The 17,722-nt window shown below is 69.2% G+C and carries 12 protein-coding genes; 6 read left to right on the top strand and 6 right to left on the bottom strand.

All coding sequences use genetic code 11. From position 1 onward, the window contains the following. The first annotated feature begins 5 nt into the window (after positions 1-5). From AC1DSC_RS10865 to AC1DSC_RS10845, 5 genes are all read left to right on the top strand, one after another. Positions 6-8,846, top strand: coding sequence for a hemagglutinin repeat-containing protein (locus AC1DSC_RS10865; protein ID WP_062364812.1), 8,841 nt, complete (start codon positions 6-8; stop codon positions 8,844-8,846). Positions 8,847-8,914: 68 nt separating this feature from the next. Next, a complete protein-coding gene (locus tag AC1DSC_RS10860) occupies positions 8,915-9,577 on the top strand; it encodes a response regulator transcription factor (RefSeq protein WP_018907199.1) in 663 nt (220 codons plus the stop codon). Beyond that, positions 9,487-11,448, top strand: coding sequence for a sensor histidine kinase (locus AC1DSC_RS10855; RefSeq protein ID WP_062364811.1), 1,962 nt, complete (start codon positions 9,487-9,489; stop codon positions 11,446-11,448). The genes AC1DSC_RS10860 and AC1DSC_RS10855 overlap by 91 nt, the downstream gene beginning before the upstream one ends. Before the next feature lie 61 nt (positions 11,449-11,509). Beyond that, positions 11,510-12,808 (top strand): aspartate carbamoyltransferase, encoded by a 1,299-nt coding sequence (locus AC1DSC_RS10850; protein WP_018907201.1) that lies wholly within the window; start codon positions 11,510-11,512, stop codon positions 12,806-12,808. Positions 12,809-12,908: 100 nt separating this feature from the next. After that, on the top strand, positions 12,909-14,120 hold the full coding sequence (locus tag AC1DSC_RS10845) for a CaiB/BaiF CoA transferase family protein (protein WP_436288743.1): 1,212 nt from the start codon (positions 12,909-12,911) through the stop codon (positions 14,118-14,120). A gap of 28 nt (positions 14,121-14,148) precedes the next feature. Here AC1DSC_RS10845 and AC1DSC_RS10840 read toward each other — a convergent pair whose 3' ends face one another. The 6 genes from AC1DSC_RS10840 to AC1DSC_RS10815 all read right to left on the bottom strand — a co-directional run bounded on the left by AC1DSC_RS10840 (position 14,149) and on the right by AC1DSC_RS10815 (position 16,666). Continuing rightward, positions 14,149-14,475, bottom strand: coding sequence for a type II toxin-antitoxin system RelE/ParE family toxin (locus AC1DSC_RS10840; protein WP_018907203.1), 327 nt, complete (start codon positions 14,473-14,475; stop codon positions 14,149-14,151). Beyond that, a complete protein-coding gene (locus AC1DSC_RS10835; protein ID WP_015865565.1) occupies positions 14,472-14,741 on the bottom strand; it encodes a ribbon-helix-helix domain-containing protein in 270 nt (89 codons plus the stop codon). Before AC1DSC_RS10835 ends, AC1DSC_RS10840 begins: the two co-directional genes overlap by 4 nt. Before the next feature lie 121 nt (positions 14,742-14,862). Then, positions 14,863-15,021 (bottom strand): HHHH-motif protein, encoded by a 159-nt coding sequence (locus AC1DSC_RS10830; protein ID WP_018907205.1) that lies wholly within the window; start codon positions 15,019-15,021, stop codon positions 14,863-14,865. A gap of 102 nt (positions 15,022-15,123) precedes the next feature. Beyond that, the gene (locus AC1DSC_RS10825; protein WP_018907206.1) at positions 15,124-15,447 is read right to left on the bottom strand and encodes a BrnA antitoxin family protein; all 324 of its coding nucleotides are present in this window, start codon (positions 15,445-15,447) and stop codon (positions 15,124-15,126) included. Then, a complete protein-coding gene (locus tag AC1DSC_RS10820) occupies positions 15,434-15,616 on the bottom strand; it encodes a hypothetical protein (protein WP_436288769.1) in 183 nt (60 codons plus the stop codon). Before AC1DSC_RS10820 ends, AC1DSC_RS10825 begins: the two co-directional genes overlap by 14 nt. Positions 15,617-15,706: 90 nt before the next feature. Beyond that, positions 15,707-16,666 (bottom strand): Bug family tripartite tricarboxylate transporter substrate binding protein, encoded by a 960-nt coding sequence (locus tag AC1DSC_RS10815; RefSeq protein WP_018907208.1) that lies wholly within the window; start codon positions 16,664-16,666, stop codon positions 15,707-15,709. A 138-nt stretch (positions 16,667-16,804) separates the two neighbouring features. On the opposite strand from AC1DSC_RS10815, the gene AC1DSC_RS10810 reads away from it, so the two are divergent. Then, positions 16,805-17,686 (top strand): SMP-30/gluconolactonase/LRE family protein, encoded by an 882-nt coding sequence (locus tag AC1DSC_RS10810; protein WP_436288744.1) that lies wholly within the window; start codon positions 16,805-16,807, stop codon positions 17,684-17,686. Positions 17,687-17,722 lie beyond the last annotated feature (36 nt).

Genomic DNA, 17,722 nt, shown 5'->3' with positions numbered 1-17,722 from the left:
CTCTCATGAACCACATCTATCGCGTCGTCTGGAATGCCGCTTCCGGCTGCTGGGCCGCCGTCGCCGAAAGCGCACGCGGGCACGGCAAGGACAAGGCCAGCAAAAAGCGTTCGCGCCTGGCCGCGGCGGCGGTGCTTGCGGCCGCGCTGTCGGCTGCGCAGGCGCAGGTGCCTTCGGCCGTGCTCGCGCCCGGCGGCCAGGCCACCATCTACGTCTCGCCCAACGGCACGACGGTGGTCAACATCAATGCCGCCAATGCGGCCGGGCTGTCGCACAACCGCTATCAGCAGTTCAACGTGAACGCGAACGGCCTGGTGCTCAACAACACGACGAGCGCGCAGCAGATCAACTACCAGTCGCAGCTTGCCGGCCAGCTGCTGGCGAACTTCAACATAGTCGCGCCGGCGAACGTGATCCTCAACGAGGTGGTGAGCAACAACCGCAGCACGCTGGCCGGCTTCACCGAAGTGCTGGGCAACAAGGCCGACGTGGTGCTGGCCAATCCCTACGGCATCACCTGCTCGGGCTGCGGCTTCATCAACACCGACCGGGTGACGCTCTCGACCGGCGTGCCCTTCCTCGCCGCGAACGGCGCGCTCGGCGGCTTCAACGTCAACCAGGGCAACATCCTGGTGACGGGCAGCGGCCTCAATGCCACGGCGCAGCAGGTGCTGGACCTGGTGACGCGCTCGGTGCGGCTGGAGGCCGCCGTCAACGCGAAGGACCTGGGCATCTTCGCGGGGCCGAACCGCTGGGACTACGGCACGCGTGCCATCACCGGCAGCGCGGATGCGCTGGGCAGCGCACCGGCCTACGCCATCGACAGCTCGGCGCTGGGCGGCATGTACGCCAACCGCATCCGCCTGATGGCCACCGAAGCGGGCGTGGGCGTGCGCATGCTGGGCGACGCGGCGGCCAGCGCCGAGGACTTCACGCTCTCGGCGGCCGGCCGCATCGAGCTGCGCAACCGCCTGTCGGCGCAGCGCGACGTGCTGGTGGCGAGCAGCAGCGCCGATGCCGCGGCCATCGCGCTGGTCGATGCCACGCTGACGGCCGCGCGCGATGCCCGGCTGAGCGCGGCGCAGGGGGGCCTGGCGCTCGAGCGCGCCTCGCTCATTGCCGGCAATGACCTTGAGGCGAGCGCAGCGCGCATCGACGCGGGACAGGGCTCGCGCCTGCAGGCGGCCGGCGCGCTGGAGGCCCGCGCCACCGCGGGCGAGCTGGCCCTGGGCGCCGCGGCCGTGCGGGCCGGCGGCGACCTGCACCTGGCCGCGGCCGGCCTGCTCTCGACCGCGGCCGGCGACGGCCAGGGCGTGCAGAGCCTTGGTGGGCAGCTTGCCATCGAGGCCGGCCAGGGCATCGCCAATGCCGGCACGATCACGGCCGACCAGGGCAACGTCACGCTGCGCGCCAGCGGCCTGATCACCAACAGCGGCCAGGTCAACGCGGGCCGCAACCTCGACATCGCCGACGCTGCGGGCGGCGCGACACAGGCAGTCGACAACCGCGGCAGCCTGCTGGCGGGCCAGTCAATGGCAACGCACGCCGCGGCCATCGACAACAGCGGCTGGATGCAGGCCGGCAACGCCAACACGATCGAGGCCGCGAGCCTGCGCAACAGCGGCAAGGTGATTGCGACCAGCGGAAGTGCCACGCTGCACCTGGCGGACACGCTCGCCAACACAGGCAGCGTGCGCGCGGCCCAGGACGTCATCGTGGCCGGCCGCGAGGGCGCCGCGGCCGTGCAGAGGCTGGACAACGGCGGCGACCTGCTCGCCGGCCGCGCCATGGATCTGAACGCCGCCGCGCTGAGCAACCAGGGCGGCGGCTGGATCCAGGCGGCCACGGGTTCGGCCGTGCGCGCCGGCACGCTCGACAACGCTGGCACCTGGCTGCTGTCGCAGCAGGCCGGCGCCAGCGACCGCATGGACATCGCCGGCACGCTGCTCAACAGCGGCGTGGTGCAGTCCGCGGGCGAGCTTGCGGTCACGGCCGGCGCACTGGACAACCGCCGCGCCATCGCCGCCGCCGGGAATTTGGGCGCCGACGTTTCGGGCGGCATCCGCAACGCCGGCGGCGCCGTGCTGCAGGCAGGCGGCACGCTCTCGCTCGCGAGCGGCGGCGCCTTCGGCAATGCGGCGGGCGGCACGCTCATCGGCGCCAACGTCGCGCTGAGTTCGGCGCAGGGCCTGGACAATGCCGGCGTGGTGGACGCCACCAGCGGCGGCGCGGCCGTGCGCGTGGATGGCGCCATCGCCAACAGCGGAACCATCCACGCCACAAGCTCGCTCGGCATCGCGGACCGCAGCGGCGGTGCGGCCGAGGCGTTCGGCAACAGCGGCAAGCTGCTCTCGGACGGCAGCCTCTCGCTGGCCGCAGACAGCGTGCGCAACGAGTCCGCCGGATGGATCCAGGCCGCGGGCGGCAGCCGCGTCGACGCCGGCGCATTCGACAACGCGGGCACCTGGCTGCTGTCCACGCAAGGCGGCGCGGCGCCGAGCCAGGTGAACGTGGCGGGCCTGCTGGCCAACCGCGGCACGCTGCAGGCGCTGGGGGATGCGAGCTTCAGCGCGAGCCGCATCGACAACCAGGCAGGGGCCCTGCTGCGCACCGGCGGCCGGCTGCAGGCCAACGTCAGCGCGGCCGACGGCCTGGGCAACGCCGGCACCATGCAGGCCGGCAGCACGCTCGGCGTTTCGGGCACCGGCAGCACGCTCGCCAATGCGGGCCTGATGCTGGGCGACAGGCTGGCGATCTCGGTCGGCGAGATCTCGAACGCGGGCACGATCCAGGGCGGCAGCGCCGCGGACTCCAGCATCGCGGCCACGGGCAGCGTGGACAACCAGGCCGGCGCGACCCTCACGCTGGCCACCGCGAGCAGCGGCGGCGGCACGCTGTCCGGCCAGCGCATCGCCAACGCGGGCATGCTGCAGTCGCTGGGCGCGCTCACGCTCGGCGTCGGCAACGGCGGGCTCACGAGCCAGGCCGACGGCACGGCGGGGCACGGCGACATCGTGGCCAACGGCGCATTGACGCTGCAGGCCCTTGGCGCCAACAGCTACACCGCCACCGTCGGCGGCACGCTGCAAAGCGGCGGCCTGCTGCGCGTGGCTGGCGATGCGAATTCCACGCTGGCGCTGAACGGCAATGCGCTCGGCGATTCGATCGACGTGGACATCGGCAACGTGAGCGTCGGCGCGCGGGCGGCGATGGTGGCGCAGTACACGCTCGATCTCGACGCCGCCGCGCTGTCGCTGGCGGTCGAAGGCAGCGGCGCGGACGCCAGGACCGGCCGCATCCTTGCCGCGGTGGACACCGGCCGCCAGGGCAGGGGCACGGTCCGCGTCTCGAATGCCTTCACCAACGACGGCCTGCTGTTCTCGGCGCACGACCTCGAGGTGCAGGCGCCCTCGATCACGGTGGGCGCGACCGGCGCGATCTCGGCGCTCAACGACCTGGAGGTGCATGCCAACGGCGGTACGCTCGACCTCTCGGCCGCCACGCCCAACGCGCAGGCAGGCAACCTGAACAATGCAGGCCTGCTGTATGCGGGCCGCATGCTCACGGCCCAGGCCAACGGCACGCTCGTCAATACCGGCGACATCCACAGCGACGACAGCCTTTCGCTGCGCGCGAACACGCTGCTCAACAGCCGCATCATCGACGCGGGCAACGACATCGCGATCGTGGCGGCCACCCTGAAGAACGAGGTGCCGGGGCTCGAGCGCATCACCACGCGCGGCCCCGACAGCGCGCACACCGCGATCGCCTCGCGCGACGACGTCCACAAGGGCACCGCGGATGGCGGCAACAAGGACGAGGCCACGCTGTACCAGTACAGCTACACCACCACGCAGTCCTACTCGGAGCCGCCGCCGGAGGTCGCGCCGCAGATCACGGCCGGGCGCCACATGCAGCTGGCCTTCCACGAGGGCCGCAACATCGGCGGCACCATTTATGCCGGCGCGAGCATGAACCTGCAGGGCTTCTCCTACGACGCCGCGCAGGCGAACGGCGCGCTGCATACGGGCCTGGGCATCGTGGACGATGCGGGCCACGGCTTCCAGCTCGGCGGCGCGAAGTTCACCAACGACAACCTCGCGCTCACCACCACCACGCACGTCGTGCGCTACTCGCGCACGACAAAATACATAGCGCTCGGTCCCGAGATCGACTATAGAGACCGCCTGTGCGACCGCAACGGCACATGGGACGCAGTCTGCTACACCAGCGGCTACGAAGACAGCCCGCAGTCGTCCAGCGCCAACAACGTGCTGAGGGCGGGCCTGTACACCGCGAGCCTGCGCGGCTCGGGCTTCAGCCTCGTCAACAACGGCTCCACGGCGCAGGACGTGGGCAGCAACCAGAACCTCGACGGCGTGCGCGAAGCTGCGGCGCCCGCGTCGACCAACACACCGCGCACGGTCGGCCAAGGCGCGTTGCCCGGCAGCGCCGTCGGCCGGGGTCCCAGCATCGCCGCCGACGCTGTTGGCGCCGCGGCCTTTACCGGCAGCACGGGCACGCGCCCGCTGCCGGCCATGTCCTTCCTGGACGCCAATGCCGCCAACGGCGTGCGGGGCACCTCCTTCGGCGGCATCAACATCGCGTTGCCGGCCAACCCCAACGGCTACTTCGTGACCGCGCAGTCGCCGGGCGCGAGATACTTGGTGGAAAGCAATCCGCTCTACCTCGCGGGCACCGCCTCGGTCGGGTCGGACTACCTGACCCGCCTCCTGGGCTACGACGCCGACAAGCTGTCGATGCGGCTGGGCGATGCCAGCTACGAAGCCTGGCTGGTCAAGCAGCAGATCATCAAGCAGACGGGCAGTGCGGTGCTGGCAAGCTACCAGGGCGCGGACACGCAGATGAAGGGGCTGATGGAAAGCGCCGCCACGCAAAGCGGCTCGCTGGGCCTGGTCTACGGCAAGGCGCTCACGCCCGAGCAACAGGCTTCGCTCAGGCAGGACATCGTGTGGATGGTGCAGACCGAGATCGGCGGCAAGACCGTGCTCGCGCCGGTGGTCTACCTCGCCCAGGGCACCAGGAACAAGATCGCCAGCGGCGCCGTGATCTCGGCGCAGGACGCCGACCTCAGCCTCACATCGCTGACCAACACCGGCGGCACCATCGTGGGCGGCCGCTCGCTGGTGATCGCGTCGGCCGGCGACATCACCAACCTGTCGGGCCTGATCAAGGGCGGCAACGTGAGCCTCAGCTCGACGCAGGGCAGCATCGTCAACAAGACCGCCAGCGAGGGCGGCGGTGGCGAGCATTTCTACAACACGGTGCTCGGCAAGACCGCGGGCATCGAATCGACCGGCACGCTGGCGCTGGACGCGAAGAAGGACATTGCGAACCTGGGCGCCACCCTGAACGCCGGCACCGATGCGAGCCTGAAGGCCGGCGGCAACGTGACCTTCGACACCATCGAGAAGAAGGAAACGAGCAGCACCTTCTCGAACATCCAGGTCAAGCACGGCAGCGGCACCAAGGACAGCACCACGACGAGCATCACCCAGGTGAAGTCCGGCCTCACGGTCGGCGGCAACCTGGCGGCGCAGGCCGGCAACGACATCACGCTGGCCGGCACCGACGCCAAGGTCGGCGGCAATGCCGACCTGCAGGCTGGCAACAACCTCAACATCATCGCGCGAGAGAACACGACGACGACGCACACCGAGACCAAGGCGAGCGGCTTCGGCATGAACAGCTCGCTGTACGGCACCACAAAGACGACCGAGGATTCGCTGTCGGTGCGCAACGTGGGCAGCAGCCTCGAAGTGGGCGGCAACGCCAGCCTCGCCGCGAAGAACGACATCACCGTCCAGGGCTCGAACGTCGACGTCAAGGGCGACGGCAAGATCAGCGCCGCCAACGTCAACGTGCTCGCGGGCCGCAACTACGACGAGACCCACACCACGACCACGAACACGGGCGTGATGCAGGTCGGCGCCTCCGGCAAGGGTTCGGCCAGTGCCGCCGCGGCATCGAAGGCCGGCTCGGGGCGCGGGCTCGCCAATGCCTCGGCCGAGGCGTCGGCCGGCGCGGCAGGCAAGGGTGCCGCGGGCCTGGCCTTCAGCTCGACCACCACCACGACCACCGACACCACCGACCTGCGCCACGTCGGCTCGAACCTGAGCTTCGGCGGCAACCTCGCAGTGGATGCCTCGAAGGACCTCACGCTGCAGGGCTCGACCGTCAATGCCGGCGGCAACGCGGCGGTGAACGCGCAGAACGTGAACCTGCTTGCGGCGGAGGACAAGAAGACCTCCAGCACCAGCACGACCACCACCAAGATCGGGCTGATGGCCAGCACCGACAACAAGGCGCAGTCGGGCGTGGGCGCCGCGGCCTCGGCCGCCGGCGGCAAGGGCAACCCGAACGCAGGTGCCGATGCGCAGGCCGGTGCCTCGGCCACCAGCGAGAACCACCTGGACGTCTTCCAGCAGACCAAGAGCACCACGCGCACGCTCGACACCACGCACCAGGGCTCGGCCATCAACGCCAAGGGCAATCTGGATGTGACGGCGCGCGACGGCCTGACGCTCGAGGGTTCGACCATGAGCGCAGGCAGGGACATGACGCTTGCGGCAACCGACATGAGCTTCAAGGCGGTGGACGACGTGCACCAGGTGTCGACCACCAGCAGCAGCACCACCGCGGGCCTCTATGCATCGGGCAAGGCGCAGGCCGGCGCGAGCGCCGAAGCCGGCGTGGGCATCGGTGCCAAGGCGGGCGCCCAGGCCAATGCCTCGGCCACGGGCGAGGTGGGCCTGTATGGATCGAACACGAGCGCGAGTTCCGTTGAAGGCTCGACGACAGCCGTGACCTCCGGCCTCTCGGCCGGCAACAACATCACGCGCAAGGCGGCCAACAGCATCACCGACGTGGGCACGCGCATCGAGGGCGGCGGCAACCTCGACCAGTCGGCCAAGACCATCACCAGCCTGGCGGCGGCCGACACCACCTACGCCTCCTCGGAGAGCACGAGCCACACCGCCAAGCTCGGCGTCTACGGCGAGGCCTCGGCCAGCGTCTCGGCAGAAGGGCAGGTCGGGCCGGGCGCCAGCAAGCAGTCGATGAACGTCGGCGTCGGCGGCGGCGTGAAGGCGAGCTACGAGTACGGCAAGGAAGCGGCGCAGTCCAACAGCAGCACGGCGGTCGTCTCCACCATCAGGATGGGCGGCAGCGTGTCCAGCAGTTCCAGCGGCAAGACCACGCTCGAAGGCACGCAGATTGCGGCGGCGAAGGACGTCACTCTCGAGGCCGGCTCGCTCGACTACAAGGCGGCGCAGAACACGGGCAGCAGCAGTTCCAGTTCGACCAGCGCGGGCGGCTCGGTCAAGGCCGACATCGTCAACAAGGGCGGCAGCGCCGAAGTCAGCTACCAAGGCGAGAAGAGCAGGGAGAGCACCAGCACCGCAGTGGCCGGCGGCATCGCGAGCGGGGGCAATCTGACCATCAAGACGCAGGGCGACACGCGCCTGGAAGGCACCCACATCGCCGCAGGCGGCGCGGCCACCGTCGATGCAGGCGGCAAGCTCGACTTCGAGGCGGCAAAGAACACGGCCTCCTCCAGCAGCGAGCAGGTCGGCGTGGCAGCCGGCGTCACTGCGACCAAGAAGGGCGGCAGCGGCAGCGTGGACGTGAGCGTCGGCAAGTCGCGCAGCAGCCTCGACCAGGACGTGGCGGGCAGCATCTCGAGCGGCAGCGGACCGCTGACACTGCGCAGCGGCGGCGACGCCAGCTTCACCGGCACGGCCATCGCCAGCACTGCCGGCGACGTGACGGTGGCGGCCGGCGGCAACCTGGCGATGAACGCGGCGCGCACCATCGCCAGCAGCGAGTCGCTCAGCGTCGACGTCTCGGCGGCGGGCGGCGGCGGCAACAAGGAGAAGGTCATCGCCACGGGCAACACCTTCGTCGGCAGCACGCCGGCCGACAAGGGCACGGCCGTCAACCACCGCAGCGGCGCGGCCTCGCTCGGCGTCGGTTCCTCCAAGTCCGACAGCAACACCGCCACGGGCGGCGGCATCACGAGCGGCGGCGGGAAGATCAGCCTGTCCTCGGGCGGCAATACCTCGCTCGAGGGCACCCAGGTGGCGGCCGCCAACGGCGTGGCGGTCGATACCGGCGGCAGCTTCGAGACCAAGGCGGCCGTCAGCACCAGCAGCTCGCAGGTGGTGGGCTTCTCGGCCTCGGCCTCCGGCTCGACCATGACGCCTTCCAGCAAGACGGGCGCCAAGACGAATCCTCCGGCCGGAGCGCCTGCGCCTGCGCCGGCCCCGGCTCCTGCAATCACGGCACCGCCCGCGCCCGCGCCCGGCACTGGCAAGCCGCCGGCCACGCCGCCTCCCGCAACGCCCGGGTCCGGCAAGCCGCCGGCGGTTTCCCCTCCGCCCACGCCCGGCAGCAGCGGCAAGCCACCGGCCGTACCGCCGCCGCCCACGCCTGCGCCGAAGCCTCCCGCTTCTCCCTTCGAGCAGCAAAAGGGCGGCGGCATGGCGAACGTCTATATGGACAAGCAGAAGAACACCACCGTGCAGAACACCACGATCAGCGGCGGCGCGGGCGGCATCGTCGTCAACCAGGGCAAGTCCACGCCCGGCGCGCAGCAGATCAGCGCCAGCGTGCCGCTGCCCGCCGCCATGCCGCCGGGCAAGGCGCCCAAGGCCCTGACCAGCGACGGCAAGCCGCTGCCCGCATGGCTGAAGTTCGACCCCAAGACCGGCACCTTCCAGGGCAAGCCGCCGGCCGGCATCAAGGGCGAGCTCAAGGTCAACGTCAGCGTGCCGCAGGCCGATGGCACGACCAAGACGGTGCCGATGCGCTTCTCCGGCCAGTGAGACACGGAAGTTGTTGAGAGAATCCAGGCCCGCCCTGCCGCCGGCATGGCCCGATGAAAGAAGAACGCTTGTTGCTGAACGTCCTGATCGTCGATGACGACGAACCCGTGCGCTCGCGCCTGCAGCGCATCGTCTTGGAGGTGCACGGCCACGCGCTGTGCGTGCAAGCCGATTCGCTGGCGCAAGCACGGGCGCAGCTGGCCCTGCGGCGCTTCGATCTCGCGCTGGTCGACGTCGGCCTGCCAGACGGCAGCGGCATCGAGCTCGTGGAATGGATGCAAACGCATGCGCCGCAGACCGAGTCGGTGATCGTCTCCAGCCTTGGCGACGACGCGACCGTGCTGCGCGCCATTCGCGGCGGCGCCACCGGCTACCTGCTGAAGAACGGCGACGATGTGGAGCTGGAGCTCTCGCTGCGCAGCATGCAGCGCGGCGGCGCACCCATCGACCCCGTGATCGCGCGGCGCATCCTGCACCTGATGGCCACGCCGCCGGCCGGGCAGATGGTTAGGATGGCGGCCGCGCCGGCGGACGAGGGCCTGCTCAGCGAACGCGAGGTCGAAGTGCTCGAACTGGTGGCGCAGGGACAGAGCAATCGCGAGATCGCGCAAAGCCTGTTCATCTCGGTCAACACCGTCGAATGCCACGCCAAGAACATCTATCGCAAGCTCGCGGTGCACTCGCGCGCCGCGGCCGTCCACAGCGCCCGCGGACGCGGCCTGCTGCCCTGATCCCGCGCGGCCGCGTACTGCAGCAGCTGCTGGCGGGCCTGCTGTTCCTGTGCCTGCTTGCGGGCCTGGCGCCGGCCGCCGCGCTCGATGCGCCCGGCTTCGAACGCATCGAGGCCGCACGCGCCGACCCGGCGAGCCCCGACGCGCCACCGGCCGGGGGGTGGACCGCGGTCACGCTGCCCGACGCCTGGGCCGAGCGCTGGCCCGCGCACGATGGCGTGGTGTGGTATCGCCTGCGGTGGAATGAGCCCGCCACGGCCGGCGTGCCCGCGCCGCGGGGCCTCGCGATGGACTATTTCTCGATGGCCGGCGCGGTCTACCTCAATGGCGCGCTGCTGGCGCGCGACCCGCAGCTCGATGAGCCGCTGTCGCGCAGCTGGAACCATCCGCGCCACTGGCTGCTGAGCGCGCCGCTGCTGCGCCCCGGGCCCAACGAGCTGCTGGTGCGTGTCTCGGGCCTTGCGGCCTATGCCCCCGGTCTGGGCCCGGTGATGGTGGACAGCCCGGCCGCGGCCGACGCGCACTATCGGCATGAGCAGCTGATCCGCGAGTCGCTGCACATGCTCAGCCTGGGCATCACGCTCGCGATGGGCGTGCTCTACGGCCTGTTCTGGCTGCTGCGGCGCAACGAGACCTTCTACGGCTGGTTCAGCCTGTTCTCGCTGCTGTGGGTGCCGGTGGGCTACAACTACATCGCGCGGAGCACCTGGCCCTTCGGCAGCACCGACACCTACCAGGCCGTCAACATGTCCGCCCTGGTGCTGAGCACCGCCGCCTTCCTGATGTTCGCGCTGCGCTTCTGCGGGCTGCGGCGGCGCCGTGCGGTGCAGCTCATCGGCGGCGCCACCGGCCTGACCACGGCCGCGCTGTGGCTGGCGCCGCACGCGCTGCTGTCGCCGGTGCGCGGCGCCGCGGTGGTGGTGGCGCTGGCTACCTACACACTGAGTGCCTGGATCATCTGCCGCCATGCGCTGGCCTCGCCGCGCAAGCGCGAGGTGCAGGCGCTGGCGCTGTGCACCCTGCTGCCGCTGGCGGCCGGCACGCACGACGTGCTCGTGTTCCACGGCGTGCTGGCCACCAACCTCTACTACACGCCCTGGTCCTCCAGCGCGATGCTGGTGGGCATTTCCTTCGTGCTGACCTGGCGCTTCGTGGTCGGCATGCGCCTGGTCGAGCATTTCAACGACGAGCTGCGCCACCACGTGGAGGACGCCACACAGCGCCTGTCATCGGTGCTGCACCGCGAGCACGCCACCGAACTGCAGAACACACGGCTGGCCGAGCGCATGAACCTGGTGCGCGACCTGCACGACGGCCTGGGCATGACGCTCAGCGGCCACATCGCCTCGCTCGAAAACCGCGACGCGGCCGGGCCCGACACCGCGCTGTGGGCGCTCAGGGAAGTGCGCGACGACCTGCGCCTGATCATCGAGAGCTCGGCCCTGGACGACACCGACCGGCTGTCCGAACGGCTCGCCCCGCTGCGCCACCGCACGACGCGCGTGCTGGAGGCGGCCGGCATCGAATGCACCTGGGCGCTGCAAGGCCTGGACCAATGCCGCCTCGACGACCGGCGCGGGCTCGACTTCCTGCGGCTGCTGCAGGAAGCGCTGGCCAACGTGCTCAAGCACAGCCGCGCCTCGAAGGTCCGCATCGGCATCGAGGCCGCCGACGGACAGCTCTCGCTCGCGGTGGCCGACAACGGCAGCGGATTCACCGCCGGCCGCGACGGCCACGCCGGCATGGGCCTTCGCAACATGGAAGCGCGTTCGCGCCGGTTGAACGGCACGCTCGACATCCGGCCGACGCCGGGCGGGACCACGGTGGCGCTGCGCTTCCCGGTGGAGGTTCTGGAGGATGGAGTAAGGTAAAAAATATACGCAATGAGTATATTTTTCTAGGAATAATAAGCGCATAGCGTACATTTGAGGCATGAGCCAACAGCAAGACCTCCTGCGCGACGCGATGCGCCGCCTCAATCTCACGCGCGATGCGTTCTCGGAGCGGCTGGGCGTGCGCCGCCGCGCGCTCGACACCTGGCTGCTGCCGTCCGATTCGAGCGAGTCGCGCGCGATGCCGGAGATGGTCGGCAAGTTCGTTGCCGAGATTCTTCAGCGCGAGGCGCTCGACACCGGCGTCGGTTCGGTAGGCGCAGGTCAGCAGCGCCCGCTCGCCCAGCGCATCGCGGCTGAAGGCAAGCCGCAGCTGCTGTCGGTCGCGCAGTTCGACCGCGGCAGCCTCGAGGACCTGTTCCACGTGGCCGACGTGATGCAGCCGATCGCGCGCCGGCAGAAGGTCACGCGCATCCTCGAAGGCGCCGTGCTCGGCAGCCTGTTCTTCGAGGCCAGCACGCGCACGCGCGTGAGCTTCGGCGCCGCCTTCTGCCGGCTGGGCGGCACGGTGTGCGACACCACGGGCTTCACCTTCTCGTCGATGGCCAAGGGCGAGTCGATCTACGACACCAGCCGCGTGATGAGCGGCTATGTCGATGCGCTGGTGGTGCGCCATCCCGAGCAGGGCTCGGTGGCCGAGTTCGCGCGCGCCACCAACATCCCGGTCATCAATGCCGGCGACGGTCCCGGCGAACACCCGAGCCAGGCCATCCTCGACCTGTACACCATCCAGCGCGAGTTCTCGCGCATGGGCAAGCTGGTCGACGGCACGCACGTGGCGCTGGTCGGCGACCTCAAGTACGGCCGCACCGTGCATTCGCTGATCCGGCTGCTGGCGCTCTACCGCGGTCTCAAGTTCACGCTGATTGCGCCGCCCTCGCTGGAGATGCCGGCCTACCTGGTCGAGCTGGTCGCGCGCAACGGCCACGTTGTCGAGCAGACCTCCTCGCTGGCGCAGGGGCTGCGCGGCGCCGACGTGGTCTACGCCACGCGCGTGCAGAAGGAGCGGTTCGCGAACGGAGAAACGCTGGAGGGCTACACGCCCGAATTCCAGGTGTGCAAGGCCCTGGTGGACGCAGCCTGCAAGCCCGACACGATCCTGATGCATCCCTTGCCGCGCGACGGGCGCCCGGGCGCGAACGACCTGAGCGTGGACCTCAACCACGATCCGCGGCTGGCGATCTTCCGGCAGACCGACAACGGCATCCCGGTGCGCATGGCGATCTTCGCGGTGCTGATGGGCGTGGAGCAGCAGGTGGCGCGCTCGATGCGCGATGCCAGCTGGCGCTCGCCCGCGCACATCGGGCCCGACGATGCCGACTTCGACGGACTCGACTGAAACTACAAAGCACCTTTTCATGCGCCGGTGCATGGCGGCAGGGGTGCGCTCCTAGACTGGGTCTTCTGGCGCCCGGGGCGGGCGCCCCGAGGACCGTCGAATGAAGAACCACCTTTCCATGCAACCCCTGGCCGGCGTGCGCGTGCTCGACCTGTCGCGCGTGATGGCCGGCCCGCTGTGCGGCATGGCGCTGGCCGACCTGGGCGCCGACGTGATCAAGGTCGAGCATCCCGAACGCGGCGACGACACGCGCGACTGGGGCGTGCGCATCGGCCGCCACAACACCTCCTACTTCAACAGCTGCAACCGCAACAAGCGCTCCATCTGCGTCGACCTGCAGGACGAGGACGGCCAGGCGCTCGTGCGCGAGCTCGCGGCGCAGTGCGACGTGGTGATCCAGAACTTCAAGTACGGCGGCGCGCAGAAGATGGGCCTGGGCTACGAGGACTTGCGCAAGCTCAATCCCGGGATCATCTACTGCTCGATCTCGGGCTACTCGGTGCTGGGCCAGGAGAAGGCGCGGCCGGGCTACGACCTGGTGATCCAGGGCGAGACCGGCCTCATGGCGATGAACGGCGAGGAGGGCCAGGGGCCGCTCAAGTTCGGCATCGCCGCGGTCGACATGTTCACGGGCATGTATTCGGCCCCGGCGATCCTCGCGGTGCTGTACGAGCGCACGCGCACCGGAGAAGGCCGCCACATCCAGATGTCGCTCTACGACAGCGGCATGATGATCACGTCCTACTACGGCCTGACCGCCTGGCTCAACGAGGGCGATCCCGCGAAGTTCGGCAACTCGCATCCGTCCATCGTGCCCTACGGCGTGTTCGAGGCCGCGGACGGCCCGCTGGTGATCGCCGTCGGCAACAACAGCCAGTTCAGGAAGTTCTGCGACGAGGTGATTCTTTGCCCCGAGCTGCCGGCCGATCCGAAGTTCGCCACCAACACCGAGCGCGCGAAGCACCGCCACGAGCTGCTGCCGATCCTGCTCGGCCGCATCGCGCAGTTTTCGCGCGCCGACCTGCTCGCGCGCATGGACAAGGCCGGCATTCCGTGCGGCGAGGTGCTGGGCCTGTACGAGGCGCTGCAGTCCGACCGGACGGCGCAGGCCGGTGTCTGGCACCGGTTCGAGGACGCGGAAGCCGGCGCGCAGGCCGTCCATGCGCCGCCCTACGTCATCGACGGCGCGCGCTCGGATGTGCGCCATCCTCCGCCGCACCTGGGGGAGCACACGGCCGAGGTGCTGCGCGAACTGCTGGAGATGGGGGAGGGCCGGTTCGAATCGCTGGCGCGCAGGAGCGTGATCCGATGAAGCCGGCGATGCTGCAGCATCAAGGCGCTCAATGCTCCAGGTCGTCCCCGAAGTCCTCATCCAGGATGGTTTCGTAGTCCTGGCCGCCATAGAACACGCCGATGATGGACACCTGCTCGGCGTCCACGAAAAAGGCGATCACTGCGCGTTTTCTGTAGTTGATGATGCGCAGGCCGGGCCGCACATCGTCGCGCCTGGTGCCACGGTGGGGGAAGGCACGCAGGCCCTCGCAGTAGGTCACGATGGCCTCGGTGTACCGCGCAGCAATCTCGGGGGAAGCTGCGGCAGCGATGTAGCTGTACAAGGCCGCAAGCTGTTCCTCGGCCTCGGGAGAGAACGCGACGCGATAGCTCACCGCGCCTTGGCGTGTTCAGCGGCCAGGCGTGCGCGCACCTGGTCGGCCGTGACAGCGCGGGACGGATCGGCTTTCAATGCATCGTAGGCGGGGCCGACCTGGCGGTGCAGCCAGGTTTCGACGGCGCGATCACGCGCCAGGAGCGCTCGCAAGCCGTCGCGGATGACTTCGCTTTCGGTGGCGTACTCGCCAGCGCGCACCTTGGCTTTCACCACGTCGGCCATTTCGTTGGGCAGGGTGATGCTCAGTTGCTGCGTCGTGCGCATGGTGAACTCCCCGGTCAAAGCAGTAGGATTTAATCCTATCAAAAACAAGGGGAGTGATCAACTCTGGCCCGTAGGAGTGTCATTCGACAGGGGTTCCGCAGGCGCAGCGGCGTCTGGTTGTTCAGCGGACCCAGTGGCAGACGCGGTGGTGATGGTGCGCATTCCACTTGCACACCTTGTGCGCCCGATGGTGGGGCGCGGCGGAAGCGATCGTCGGTGCGAAGGCGGCCAGGGTGGCGAACGCAACGACGCCGGAGAGGACAAGCTGCTTGATCTTCATGATGTTCTTTCAAAGCAAATGACGGAAGCACGCGTCGCGTGAACGACGCAGCTTGAATAACGCTTGACCCCGATCTCCAGACGACTTGTTGAAGAGGAGTGATCAGCTTCGCTCTGGCGCTCTGTGCGAGCGTCTTGGACGAGTGCGGGGGGTCGCCTTCGCCACGAACACATCGCGCAGCGCGTCATTCGCGCGCGTCTGCCAACCGGGCCCAGCCGCCTTCAATGCCTCCAGAACAACTGCATCCAGCCGGATGGCGGTCGACACCTTGGCGTCGGCCTTCACACTGCCAGCAGGCCGGCCACGCTTGCGCGCCTCGATCTGCGCGGGCGTGTGCACGGCCGCATGCTCGCCGCGCTTCATTTCTCCCATGGACTGGAGCAGGTCCTTCTCGAACTGCGCCATTTCCTTGTCAATCTTCGGCATCGATCGCCTCCTTCAATTTCAGCAGGATCGCAGCGGGGATGTTGTCGAACTTGGCCTTCACGTAGACCAACAGCAGTACCAGATCGTCCTGCTCGTTGCGGTTGAAATAAATCACACTGGCGCCGCCGCGCTTGCCCATGCCGGGGCGCGACCAACGCACCTTGCGCAATCCGCCGGTGCCTTAGAGATTAATCCGTGTGCAGGGGTTATTCTGTAACTACAAAAAAAGAAGGCCGACGTCGCGCCTGGACGGCATTATTCAGTGCGACTGCTTCGGCAAGTTCAGCCCGCGCAGCACGGGAAGCCAGCGGTCCGCCTCGGCCTTGATGAACTTGTCGAGCTCCTCCGGCGTGCCGCCGCGCGGCTCCATGCCGATGGCGCGGGCGCGCGCCACGAAGTCGGGGTCGGCGATCACCTGGTTGACGGCCTTGTTCAGGCGCTCGATTGCGGGCCGCGGCGTGCCGGCGGGCACCGAGAGCGAATACCAGAGCGTGGCTTCCATGTCGAAGCCCTGCTCCTTGAAGGTGGGTGCGTCGGGCACCTGCGGCAGGCGCTTCGAATCCATCACGCCCAGCACGCGCAGCTTGCCGGCCTTCACGTAGGGCAGCGATCCCGTGATGGAGGTGCCGTGGATGTCGATCTGGTTGCCCAGCAGGGCTTGCAGCGCGGGCGCATCGCCGTTGAAGGGAATGTGCAGCGTGCTGAAGCCTTGTTCCTTCTCGAAAGCGATGGGCGCGAGGTTGGTCAGGATGGCCGCGCCCGGCGAACCGCGGTTGATCTTGCCGGGGTTCTGCTTGGCATAGGCCACCATTTCCTTGATGTTCTTGTAGGGCAGGTCGGTGCGTCCGACGACGATGGCGGGCTGGTAGGCGATCTGCGTGACGGCCGCAAAGTCCTTCGCGGGGTCGTAGGGCAGCTTGTCGTAGAGCACGCTGTTGTTCGCGAGCGTGCCCAGCGAGGACACGAGCACCGTCTGCCCGTCGGGCTTGGCGCGCGCGACGTAGTCGGCGGCGAGGATGCCGCTTGCGCCGGGCTTGTTCTCGATGATGACGTTCAGGCCCTGCTTGTTGAGCTCCTGGGCCAGGATGCGGCAGTACTGGTCGGTGCCGCCGCCGGCGGCAAAGGGCACGACGATGCGGGTCACCTGCTGGGCGAGTGCGGGCGCGACGAGCGCGCAGGCACCCAGCGCCAGCCCGATCACGAGTTTGCGGTAGCTCATTCTTGTCTCCTGTTCCGGCCCGGAATCGGGCTCTGGAGCCAGTCTAGGTGGCCGCCCTTGGCGCTGCGCTGCACGAAATGAAAAGCAGCTTTGCGGGAAGCGCCGGCAGCGCACAGCCCGGCCCTGCACACTTCGCCGATGACCGTGCAGATCACCAGAATCGGAACCACCCGGGACCAGCTGGGCGAGAGCCCTTGCTGGGATGCCGACGCGCAGGCGCTGAACTGGATCGACGCGCTGGGCGGCGCGCTGTGGCGGCTGCAAGCCGGAGCCGGGCAGGCCGAGCGGCATGAGCTGCCGGCGCCCGTGGGCTCGATTGCGCCCTGCCGCGGCGCGGCCGTGGTGGTGGCGCTGCGCAACAGCTTCGCGCGCTACGACTTCGCCACCCGCACGCTGGAGCCGCTGGCCCGCATCCCGGTGGACCACCCGAAGGTGCGCTTCAACGACGGCAAGTGCGACGCGGCCGGCCACTTCTTGGCCGGCACCATGCACGTCGCCCGCCGGCCTGGCGAGGCGGTCATCGGAGGCCTCTACCGGTTGCGCACCGATCGCCGGGTGGAGCAGCTGGCCGACGACATCGGCTTTGCCAACGGACCCTGCTTCAGCCCCGACGGCCGCGTGCTGTACCTGGCCGATAGCCTGGAACGCACCATCTGGGCCTGGGACTACGACCCCGACGGCCCGCTGCGCCACAAGCGCGTGTTCGCGAGGACGTATGAATTCGATTCGGGCCCCGATGGCGCGACGGTCGATGCGGAGGGCTTCGTCTGGACCGTACTGACCCGCGCCGCCAAGCTCGCTCGCCTTGCGCCCGACGGCAGGCTGGAGCGGCTGATCGATCTGCCTGCGAGCTATCCGACGAGCATCTGCTTCGGCGGGCCGCACCTGGACTGCATCTACCTGACCAGCATTTTCCGCAGCGCGCGCCTGGAAGGGAACAAGACGCACGATGGCGGGCTGTTCCGGATCGAAGGGCTGCCTGCGCCGGGGCGCCTGCCTGATCGATTTGGAGGCTGCTAGCGCGCTGAGCTGGAAGTTACGAGCAGGACCTCTCGA

Source organism: Variovorax sp. 01N425, from assembly GCF_056399465.1.
This window is presented reverse-complemented; position numbering and strand designations above follow the sequence as displayed.

Excerpts from the sequence above, each read along its gene's own strand:
- AC1DSC_RS10835 (WP_015865565.1), bottom strand. The coding sequence starts at position 14,741 with ATGCGCACGACGCAGCAACTGAGCATCACCCTGCCCAACGAAATGGCC.
- AC1DSC_RS10810 (WP_436288744.1), top strand. The coding sequence starts at position 16,805 with ATGACCGTGCAGATCACCAGAATCGGAACCACCCGGGACCAGCTGGGC.
- AC1DSC_RS10850 (WP_018907201.1), top strand. The coding sequence starts at position 11,510 with ATGAGCCAACAGCAAGACCTCCTGCGCGACGCGATGCGCCGCCTCAAT.
- AC1DSC_RS10815 (WP_018907208.1), bottom strand. The coding sequence starts at position 16,666 with ATGAGCTACCGCAAACTCGTGATCGGGCTGGCGCTGGGTGCCTGCGCG.
- AC1DSC_RS10830 (WP_018907205.1), bottom strand. The coding sequence starts at position 15,021 with ATGAAGATCAAGCAGCTTGTCCTCTCCGGCGTCGTTGCGTTCGCCACC.
- AC1DSC_RS10855 (WP_062364811.1), top strand. The coding sequence starts at position 9,487 with ATGCCACGCCAAGAACATCTATCGCAAGCTCGCGGTGCACTCGCGCGC.
- AC1DSC_RS10845 (WP_436288743.1), top strand. The coding sequence starts at position 12,909 with ATGAAGAACCACCTTTCCATGCAACCCCTGGCCGGCGTGCGCGTGCTC.
- AC1DSC_RS10825 (WP_018907206.1), bottom strand. The coding sequence starts at position 15,447 with ATGCCGAAGATTGACAAGGAAATGGCGCAGTTCGAGAAGGACCTGCTC.
- AC1DSC_RS10865 (WP_062364812.1), top strand. The coding sequence starts at position 6 with ATGAACCACATCTATCGCGTCGTCTGGAATGCCGCTTCCGGCTGCTGG.